The organism is Pedobacter sp. (assembly GCF_035317785.1).
Taxonomy (GTDB): Bacteria; Bacteroidota; Bacteroidia; order Sphingobacteriales; family Sphingobacteriaceae; genus Pedobacter.
On the sequence record NZ_DATHGC010000188.1, the window covers coordinates 1 to 9,885 of the forward strand.

Sequence of the window (9,885 nt, forward strand, 5' to 3'; positions counted from 1 at the left end):
CTACGACCTCCACATCCCAAATGTGGCGCGATACCGGGCTACGCTACACCCCGAACTGGTATCTTTCCTATAGCCTTAATTGCTACGGGACGCAAAGATATAAAAAAAACATATCGATGCAAATTATTTAAACCCCGTTTAGCATTAAATTATCCCCGTCCAGGGCTCAATAATAGGCTAATTACTAGGAATCAATCACTTATCCAATTCCTTTTTTGTATTTCGTTTCAAAATACTTTTGCGGGCTTTATTTTAGCCCGCTGTAAACACATAGGTTTTACCGGCAACTGTATTAAAACTATAGCTATGACTGGTATCCTTTACTTCGCTCTTTAACTTAAAACCTGCCTTCAAAGCATTTGGCACATGAAGTTTACAGGTGCCACCTGATAAGGATTTAATGTTAAGCGACACCACTTTTCCGTTCTTCCAAACCATACTTACGATCTCGAAATTCCCTCTTGCACGCAGGCCTTTCACACTTCCGCTCGCCCAGTCTTTAGGTAACGCAGGGATCAGCTGAATATCTCCCGTCTGACTTTGGAGCAGCATTTCTGAAACTCCGGCTGTGTATCCAAAATTACCATCGATCTGAAATGGAGGATGCGCACAGAATAGGTTACTGTAAACTCCCCCGCCCTGGTTGTAGTCGGTACCCACACCGCCTACCGGGGTAATAAAGTTCTTAATGATGGTATAGGCATGATCTCCATCCTGCAGCCTTGCCCAAAAATTCACCTTCCAGGCCATAGACCAACCTGTAGAAGCATCGCCCCTGGCCAATAAGCTTACTTTTGCCGCATTGGCCAGTTCAGGGGTTTTTATTGTGCTGATCTGCTTGCCCGGATGCAGCGCAAACAAGTGCGATGCATGACGGTGAGTGTCTTTAGGATCATCACGATCTGTCTCCCACTCCTGCAGCTGACCCCATTTACCAATCTTTGGCCCCAATAAATGGGCCCTCAGGTCATAAATGTGATCTCTGTATGCTTTATCGATTTTTAATATATCTGCTGCAGCTATGTAATTGGTAAACAGGTCGTATATGATTTCCTGATCGTAAGTCACCCCATCTTCAGTAGGCCCATGTTCAGGCGACCATCCGTTAGGGGCCACCAGTACACCATCCGGTCTTCTTTTCAAATGGTCATCCCAAAACTCAGAGATCTCTTTCAGCAAAGGATAACCAAAGCTCCTTAAGTAAGCAACATCCTTTGTAAATGCGTAATGCTCCCATACATCCTGTACATACCAGGCGCTTCCGGGGGTATTCCACAAAAAGCTTTCTCCGCCAAATATGCCATTCTCCGTTTTTACCGTCCAGCCGCGAACTCCCGGATATTCTTTCTTTGTGTTCTGTTTTTTAACCTCGCGCATGCTGTTGATATAGTCCAGGTATGGAAAATGACATTCAGCCAGGTTGGTTTGTTCTGCCAGCCAGTAATTCATCTGGATATTGATGTTCGAATGGTAATCTGAACGCCATGGCGGATTGTTGCTTTCATTCCATAAACCTTGTAAATTGGCTGGCAATCCTCCTTTTCTGGATGAACTGATCAGCAAATATCTGCCATACTGAAACAAGATCTCTTCCAGACCATGGTCCAGAGTATTTTTATAATTGATCAGTCTTTGATAGGTCGGCATTGCGCGCTGTGCCTGGGTAGCACCACCCAAATTCAAGCCTACTCTGTTAAATAAAGCCTGATAATCTTTCAGATGATTCGCTTTCAGTACCGCGAAGCTTTTAGCGGATGCTGCCGCAATGACTGCTTTTACTTTAGGCCCTGGTGCAGCACCCCTCCAAAACTGGCTGCGTTTGTTGCTATAATCAGTCGCTGCTGAAAGCAGTACCGTAAAAGCATCCGCATGGCGGATGCTAAACTGAAAACCGCCATTGCCATCGGGCTCTATAATATTAGACCCGCCTTCCGTTTTTACAGCAACAGTCACGTGATAGGCAAGTCCATTTTCCAGTTTACCTGTGATCTGCAGGGTCAGGCCTGATGCAGATACTTTTGCCTTGTGGGCATCTTTAAGCTGGATCGTAGCAGAATAAGCCCCTTTTTTACCGGCTGTATACCTCAGCACCATCACCTTATCAGGGAAACTGCAGAAATACTCCCTCTTATAGGGTATGGCATCACTGGTATAACTGACCTGCTGTATGGCTTTGCTCAAGTCAAGCTCACGGCGGTAGTCTGAGGGCACCCGGGATACAGTATCCTGATCTTTGGTACTTCCATTATTAAAATTGACAAAAAGATCCCCAAAGGCCTGATAGGCGCCTGTTTCGGTTTCATCACCTGTCCATAGGCTGATCTCATTGAACTGGATATGTTCCTGCTTCAAGCCACCGAAAACCATCCCGCCTATTCTTCCATTACCCATTGGATAAGCATCAGTCATCCATTTTTGGGCAGGTTTATTATCCCATATTTTTAACGTGGACACAGCATCCAAAGTTTTCTTGCTTTGGGCAATGGACAGCTGATTAACAACCATTACCTGAAAGATCGCTAACGCAATGATCAGGGAAAATTGACAACGGAATAATTTCATTTATTGTGCAGGTTTAATTGATGATCAATGATAGTTAAAGATACACTTGATATATTCAATTATTCTAACATCCTCATAAGCGATTTTGACATACAGTTACCGCATTAGCCGTCCGACACCAAATTGATCGCCAGCAGATATTGCTTTTCCATTTTCAAACTCAACTTCAATCATTTTTTCGCTCGCAACGCTGTTGTTAAACTCGTCTTTAAGCGTCAGCAGCACTTTACGGGTCGTGACATCTATAACTTCGCCGCTTGAAGGATAAGCATACTTGCCATCGACGCTAAAAGTCACCCAGCCTGGCATATCCTGTAAAGGTATGGTCGTCAATTGCTGGTACGGCACTTCCGCTTTAAAAACATGAAGACGCATATTAAATCCGTCACATAACCATATCTCTTTCTCATCAGGAGTAAGGCCTATGCCATGACTTGGGTTCCCATGCCGTCTTACCGGTCCTTTTTCCCACCCTTCCACGGTTATACGTGCAAGTTTTTTACCGGTCTTCAGGTCTCCTACCTCAAAACCAAGCAAACTGTCTACAGTTACATATGCCCTTGTTTCTTTTCCATTAACGGTAAGCGGCCGGATAAAATTCCCAAAAGGACCGACCTGATTGATGATGCTGTGTGTTTTCGTATCTGCTACCTTAAGCCATGGCGACCCCAGATCACCCAGATAAACACGGTCCCCTGACAACCCATACACGGTATTGTGTGCCCTTTTGAAGCCCTCTATTTTTTTTATAATCTCCCCGGTCTTACAATCCACGACATTCCAGAATTTATTCTCCAGAGAAGGGAGGTACATAATCTTGCCATCCGGAGATATTGACATCCTGTCAGCCCCGCCTTCAAGCACTTTTTCCCAGATGATTTTTCCTGAGCTGAGATCTATGCGCTGCAGCGACTCTAAAGTACTGATATAGATACTATTGTTAGGAAGACTGACTGCAATTCCTTTAACATTTGATGGTTTATTATTGGGATGAAAGCCCCGGGTTTCAATCCGTTTCACGAATTGATGGTTTTTATTTATGTCAAAAACAAGCAAGCCATGCCCTCCGTAGCCCATGTAATCACGAATTCCGGGAACCGCAACGTACAAATAACGGCCTGTATCTAATACGATTTTGCGGCTTGGGTAACGCTTTCCAGGTAATGCCATTGTTGCAAACGTCAGCATTGACAGCAACATAATAAGCAGACTTCTCTTTTTCATAAACTTGTTCTAATTGAGCATTTATCAAACATAACAAGTCCCTCCCGAAACCACAACAGCTGCTGTGCTATTTTCCTCCCAGCCTCTTCTGTTCTGCATCAAGACCAGTCTGCCTGTTTCGTTCGGACTTAACAGTCGTTTTCCCAAACCTGTAGGTAAAAGTCAGCCTCACATTGGTTGAAGTGCCCCATTGTACCAGGTTATATACATTGCCAGGCAGGGTGCTGAATACCCGTCCCCTTTGGCTGTGAAAAATATCGCCAACCCCAAGTTTTAAATTGCCGTTCTGATTTGGAAAATTATAGCGCAGACCAGCATCAGCACTCAGCATGCTTTTTACTTTAAATGCGCCGTCTATCTGCGCAGTACTGGTATAGACGGAAGCATCGGCACTAAATTGCTTGCTCAGCATAAAATTATTCTGAGTGTACAAACTCGCACTAAATTGTTTGGAGTTCAGGTCTGTTCCATTCAGATCGGGTGCCTGAATTTGCTTGTGATAACCCACGAGATTATTTGTCATGCCCCACCATTTACTGACCTTCACAGGAAAATTAAAGGTAAGCGACACAATATCATTGGAGGCAAGGTTTAAAACAGTCTGGTACATGGATTTCTTTGCTTCATTCTGCAGCAAAATCTGCGCAATCACATCTGAAGTATGGCTATATCCAATGGCAACACTATATTTTTGCTTCAAAAGATACGTCGCCTCAAAATTTGTAGAATACTCAGGCTTCAGATTTGGATTTCCTTCGTTGTAGGTATACTGGTCCAAATAATAAATAAATGGATTCAGGTTCTGATAATTTGGCCTGTTGATCTTCCTGGAATAAGACAGACTGGCCACATGATCTGCATCGAAATTACGGCTCAACGTCATAGACGGAAAAAAATCCGTATAGGTCCGCTCAGTCAGTTGGTTTGTAGTTACCGAATTGCCTGTAGAACTGGTGCGCTCTGCACGAAGACCAGCCTGAATTGACATTTTTCCTGCAGTAACGTTTACAATCGTGTAAGCCGCACTTACCTGTTCGTCATACTTAAAACGGTTACTTCGGTTGTTGTCCCGGATCCATTCTCCATTGATATCATTCTCATAAACAAAATTGTTGTCACTTTTTACACTCGCAACCTTAATGCCTGCTTCCAGCTTAAACATTTTATTGAGCGGCAATACATAGTCGCCTTTTATAGCCTTAATGTTGATATCAGAAGGTGCAAAGTTCCTGTAAATCTGTCCATTCTTAAAAAAGGAGCCGTCCGGGAGAAAAAACCGGTTCACAAAATTTGCGTTATTGGTGCCGTCAAATGTGGAATAATCCAAATCAACGGTAATCTCCTGTCCGGCGGTATCCAAAACACCCTTGTAATTAACGTTGTATGAAAAATTATTACGGTCTGATGAGTTTTTACTTGGCGTCTGCAAGATCGAATCAGGCTGCGCAAACGAATCACCGATAGCAATCCTGCTAAAACCCTTTTGATCAAATCCATTTATATTTCCCTTAAACAATACGCCCACCGTATGATTCTTTGTCAGAAAGAAGTCAGTCCCGATTTTAAAGTTATTGGACGCAAAAACTGAAGTATCTTTATTTCTCTGACTAAAATACAGTTGCTTTGAGTTCATGCCTGGGGTTACCCTGTCTATGGTCAGGTTTTCCTGAAATGGCCACCTGTTGTAATCGTATGAACCAAACACATTAAAAAATTGTTTGCGGTAGTTCAGATTGACAGAGTTATTGGATTGTATGCGCTGGTTATATCCGGCACCAATTGTCAGGCTTCCATTAAAGCCTTCTGCCCGGCTTTTCTTTGTCTTGATGTTGATGATGCCCCCGGTAGCATTCGCTTCATACCTTGCCCCGGGATTGTTGACAATTTCAATACTTTCAATTTCAGAACTCGACATGGATTTCAGCAGATTGACAACTTCGGCGCCACTTAGATAGGTCTGCTTTCCATCAATCGTTACCAATACATTGTTTTTACCGGCTAGAGAGATGTTTTCATTATGATCAATGGTCACGCCCGGTGCTTTTCGCAGTACTTCCAGCCCGGTAAGGCCGGCAGCCGAGGGCGTCGCTTCGATATTGAAGATCAGCTTGTCCCCTTTCCGTTCTAAAACAGGTTTCGATGCAACTATACTCACTTCATTGAGTTTATTTGTATTCTCCTTTAACAGGACCGCCGGAAGTTCATGTACTGCAGACCCGTTTAGCTGGAACGCCGCTGTTTTTACTTTATCATACCCAACTGATGTTGCCAAAATATAATAAAGTCCCGGACCAACGGCGAAACTGAACTTTCCTTCTCCATCGGTCATTGCTGTAGTGACCAGCACAGAGTCTTTAGCCGTATACAAAAGCACACTTGCCGCCGGCAGGGTCTGCTTATTGTCTCTAATGGTTCCGGTGACTTTCTGATTCTGCTGGGCCCTGAGGCTGAGCGGTAAAATATAAAATAAAAACGGGAATACAAATCTTAAATAGGTTTTCATCAAATGTAGAATGGTTATACCAATAAGACGAAATTTAAAAGAATTGGTTACAGCAGAAGCCGTTCTTATTTTGTGAACGATCTTTTATCCATGATCATTCCCGATCACTGAATCGAAGGATATTTACATCAATAATCGTTAATTAAATTTATGCTTCTTTAGGACTTGATTTCGATACTCTACCGGGGTAAGTCCTACTTTATCTTTAAACAACCGGGAAAAATAAAAGGAAGATTCTATATCGAGCTCAAAAGCAATTTCTTTGACACGTTTAGACGGATCAGCCAATAACTCCTTAGCTTTCTGGATTTTTAGTTGGATCAGGTATTGTCCCGGCGCTAAACCTGTATATTTTTTAAATATTTTTCTAAACCAGGAGTAACCGACCTTTAGTTCTTCTGCTACTTTTTCGGGAGTTACATTTTCATTAATTCTTTCACGAAAAATTAACCGGGCTTTGTCCACCGTTTCTTCGATAATGTCTTTTTCCAATAAAGTGTCTTGCTGATGTTCCGAATGCAGCAAACCCAACAAATAAATGACAGCCCCGGAAATGGCCTGCTGATAACCAGGTTTCTCTTCGGTAGAAAACTTCAGAATGTCGTTGAAAAGGCTTAGAATGGTGCCATTAAATCCTACATTAAAGACTGTTTTAGCAGGATCAAAATATTCTTTAGCAACGATGTTATCCATAAAAATTCCTTTAAACCCTACCCAGAACTCATTCCAGCCTGTTTCAAAATCTGGTTTATACCGATGTCTTTGTTCCGGGTGCAGCAATATGACTGATCCCTCGGTTATATTTTCACTGCAATTTTCTGATTCAAAATATCCTACACCTTTTGTAATATAAATAAGCTGATACTCATCCAAAGTCCTACCGGTATCCCAGTTGAAATAATGATGAGACGGGTGATTAAGCGGAGGGTAATAGGAGTGCTTTTCGATTTGTGTGCAACCAGCATTCAACACTGTTAAACCCCAAGATTCATCCTTTTCACTTGTTGGAAAATATCTGAAATAATTCTCCATAATGATTTTTAATTTGGTTTATAACACTAAGCTAATCATATAAACAGAATAGACATTCAATATGTCAAATTCTGTTATAAAAATATCAGATACTCCTGTTATAATTTTAGCAATAGGAGGTATGTTTGTTAGATTAACTATCCTGCTCATATATTTATTACTAATGCAAAAATCATCGCTAAAAATTGGTCTGTTCGGTATAGGCCTTGATGCTTACTGGAAACAATTTGAAGGTTTGAAAGAACGTCTTGAAAATTACCTTTCAGCAGTAGAACAAAAACTTTCAGCCATCCATCCGCAAATCATAAATCTTGGATTAATCGATACCCCGGATAAAGCATTTGAGGCAGGCAGCCGTTTTCGCACGGAAGATGTAGATCTGATCTTTTTGTATGTTACAACTTATGCCCTTTCATCTACAGTTTTGCCTGTGGTGCAAAAAGCAAAAGTACCGGTCATTATTCTCAACCTTTCACCGGAAGCAGCGATTGATTATAGTAATTTCAATAAATTGACCAACCGCACCAAAATGACCGGCGAATGGTTAGCGTTCTGTTCCTCCTGCCCTGTACCGGAAATAGCAAATGTATTTAACCGTACAGGCATAAAATTTCATCAAATTACAGGGATGCTAAATAATGATCCTGAGTGCTGGGATGAAATTGCAGAATGGGTACAGGCAGCCAAAGTGGCCAATATCATGTCTCATAACCGAATGGGGTGCATGGGTCATTACTATAGCGGCATGCTGGACATTTATTCGGACCTTACCCAGCAATATGCCACTTTTGGTGGTCATATAGAATTGCTGGAGGTAGATGAGCTGGCGGGTCTGCGTAAAGAGGTATCCTCTGAGGAAATACAGGAAAGGGTAATCCTGTTCAACGAAACATTCGATGTGCAGGAAGATTGTTCCATTGAAGAACTGGAAAGAGCGGCAAAAACATCTGTTGCCTTAGATAAATTGGTTGAGCGCTATAGTCTGGGATCTATCGCCTATTATTATAAAGGAACAGGAAATTTTGATAATGAGGATACCATCAGTTCCATCATTCTTGGAAACTCCTTATTAACTGCCAGAGGAATACCTGTTGCCGGAGAGTACGAGATTAAGAACGCCCAGGCTATGAAAATCATGGACAGTTTTGGTTCAGGAGGCTCTTTTACCGAATACTATGCGATGGACTACAAAGATGATGTAGTGCTGATGGGGCATGACGGACCAGGCCATATTGCCATTGCTCAGGGGCGTATAAAAGTACGTCGCCTGGCGATATATCATGGCAAAGTAGGAAACGGATTATCAGTGGAAATGTCGGTAAAGAATGGTCGGGTTACCTTGCTTTCTGTAGTAGAGCAGGCAAGCGGCAAGCTTATGCTGCTGATAGCCGAAGCAGAATCTGTTGCTGGCCCCATATTGGAAATTGGAAACACCAACAGCCGGTATAAATTCTCAATAGGCGCCAGAAAATTTGTGAACGACTGGAACAGTTATGGCCCGGCCCATCACTGTGCAGTTGGAACTGGACATATTAGTTCCAAAATTAAGAAACTTGGACAATTGTTAAATATTGACGTAGTGCAGGTATGTTAAATAAGAAGCCTTTTGCCGGAACCTCTTACCCGCATGGCTATCTTAAAAAGATCTAAAATAATTTTGGGAAACCAAATAGTAATGTATATTTGAGTAACCACTTGGTTATATATTATAAATGCTAATGGAAACCAGAAGAGACGTATTTCAGGCTATAGCTGATCCAACACGGAGAGCTATCATACAAATGATTGCAAAAGAACCTTTAAATCTGAAATCTGTGGCCGGGCACTTCCCGGTCAGCCGGCCAGCCATATCCAAACACATCCGTATACTGACCGAATGCGGCCTGATTACGATTCATAAGCAGGGACGGGACCACTACTGCAATGCGAACCTCTCATCACTCCGGGAGGCATCTGAATGGATCAACCAATACAGGAAATTCTGGAACGATAAACTGGATGCCCTTGAAAACCTGTTAAATAACGATCATTGATCATGTAATGGGTTGGTATTTCAGGACGGGGCAAATGGATGTAATGAAGATGTGAAAAATAGTATTATAATTCCATAAGAAAGGGATATGATACTCAGAGGTGGCTCAAGTATATTTGAGCAAGTCATATCGTGTTTTATCGGTAAGCAAAAATCACTCTCTAAAAAAATAATTATGAAGTTAAGATTGCTTGGATTATGATTCTTAGGATGCATACTAGTGACCTCAGCCCAAAAAGCCCCTGTGATGGTGATCAATCCGAACTATCGGCTACTAATGAACTCCGACAAAGGGACAATCGAATCATTTCGTGTAACACAGCCAGATCACGAGCTGCTCATTCCGAATCACGGAAATTTGCCGCTTTTTAAGATAGAGTTTCGCAGCGAAGATTTGAAATATATGTCATTCAGTTCTTCGCAAGCTAAAAAAGTTAGCGTTGTTAAAACAGTCGAGAACGGAAGTGAAATAATAGTGATCAACTACGAAGGGATTGGCAATTTGGGCCTTGGTGCACGGGTAACTGTCAGG

General features: G+C 42.2%; 7 protein-coding genes. 3 read left to right on the forward strand and 4 right to left on the reverse strand.

Annotation, left to right across the window (positions count from 1 at the left end; translation table 11 throughout):
• Positions 1-252: 252 nt before the first annotated feature.
• The 4 genes from VK541_RS11505 to VK541_RS11520 form a co-directional block, all read right to left on the reverse strand.
• Entirely contained in the window at positions 253-2,562 is a 2,310-nt protein-coding gene (locus VK541_RS11505) for a glycoside hydrolase family 95 protein (RefSeq protein ID WP_324370167.1), read from the reverse strand.
• A 96-nt stretch (positions 2,563-2,658) separates the two neighbouring features.
• Positions 2,659-3,786 carry a hypothetical protein gene (locus tag VK541_RS11510; protein ID WP_324370169.1) on the reverse strand — a complete coding sequence of 376 codons (1,128 nt, stop codon included), beginning with the start codon at positions 3,784-3,786 and terminating at the stop codon, positions 2,659-2,661.
• 67 nt (positions 3,787-3,853) lie between these two features.
• Complete coding sequence (locus tag VK541_RS11515) at positions 3,854-6,289, reverse strand: TonB-dependent receptor domain-containing protein (RefSeq protein ID WP_324370171.1); 2,436 nt, start codon at positions 6,287-6,289, stop codon at positions 3,854-3,856.
• 138 nt (positions 6,290-6,427) lie between these two features.
• Positions 6,428-7,321, reverse strand: coding sequence for an AraC family transcriptional regulator (locus VK541_RS11520; RefSeq protein ID WP_324370173.1), 894 nt, complete (start codon positions 7,319-7,321; stop codon positions 6,428-6,430).
• 163 nt (positions 7,322-7,484) lie between these two features.
• Between VK541_RS11520 and VK541_RS11525 the strand changes: the two genes are divergently transcribed.
• The 3 genes from VK541_RS11525 to VK541_RS11535 all read left to right on the forward strand — a co-directional run.
• Positions 7,485-8,915 carry an arabinose isomerase gene (locus VK541_RS11525; RefSeq protein WP_324370175.1) on the forward strand — a complete coding sequence of 477 codons (1,431 nt, stop codon included), beginning with the start codon at positions 7,485-7,487 and terminating at the stop codon, positions 8,913-8,915.
• Positions 8,916-9,039: 124 nt separating this feature from the next.
• Entirely contained in the window at positions 9,040-9,354 is a 315-nt protein-coding gene (locus tag VK541_RS11530) for a metalloregulator ArsR/SmtB family transcription factor (protein WP_324370177.1), read from the forward strand.
• Between the two features lie 276 nt (positions 9,355-9,630).
• The coding region (locus tag VK541_RS11535; RefSeq protein WP_324370179.1) for a hypothetical protein at positions 9,631-9,885 on the forward strand (255 nt) is incomplete at its 3' end.

What these genes read in the sequence shown, in the direction of transcription:
- VK541_RS11505 (WP_324370167.1), bottom strand. Translation starts at nt 2,562, where the DNA reads ATGAAATTATTCCGTTGTCAATTTTCCCTGATCATTGCGTTAGCGATC.
- VK541_RS11510 (WP_324370169.1), bottom strand. Translation starts at nt 3,786, where the DNA reads ATGAAAAAGAGAAGTCTGCTTATTATGTTGCTGTCAATGCTGACGTTT.
- VK541_RS11515 (WP_324370171.1), bottom strand. Translation starts at nt 6,289, where the DNA reads ATGAAAACCTATTTAAGATTTGTATTCCCGTTTTTATTTTATATTTTA.
- VK541_RS11520 (WP_324370173.1), bottom strand. Translation starts at nt 7,321, where the DNA reads ATGGAGAATTATTTCAGATATTTTCCAACAAGTGAAAAGGATGAATCT.
- VK541_RS11525 (WP_324370175.1), top strand. Translation starts at nt 7,485, where the DNA reads ATGCAAAAATCATCGCTAAAAATTGGTCTGTTCGGTATAGGCCTTGAT.
- VK541_RS11530 (WP_324370177.1), top strand. Translation starts at nt 9,040, where the DNA reads ATGGAAACCAGAAGAGACGTATTTCAGGCTATAGCTGATCCAACACGG.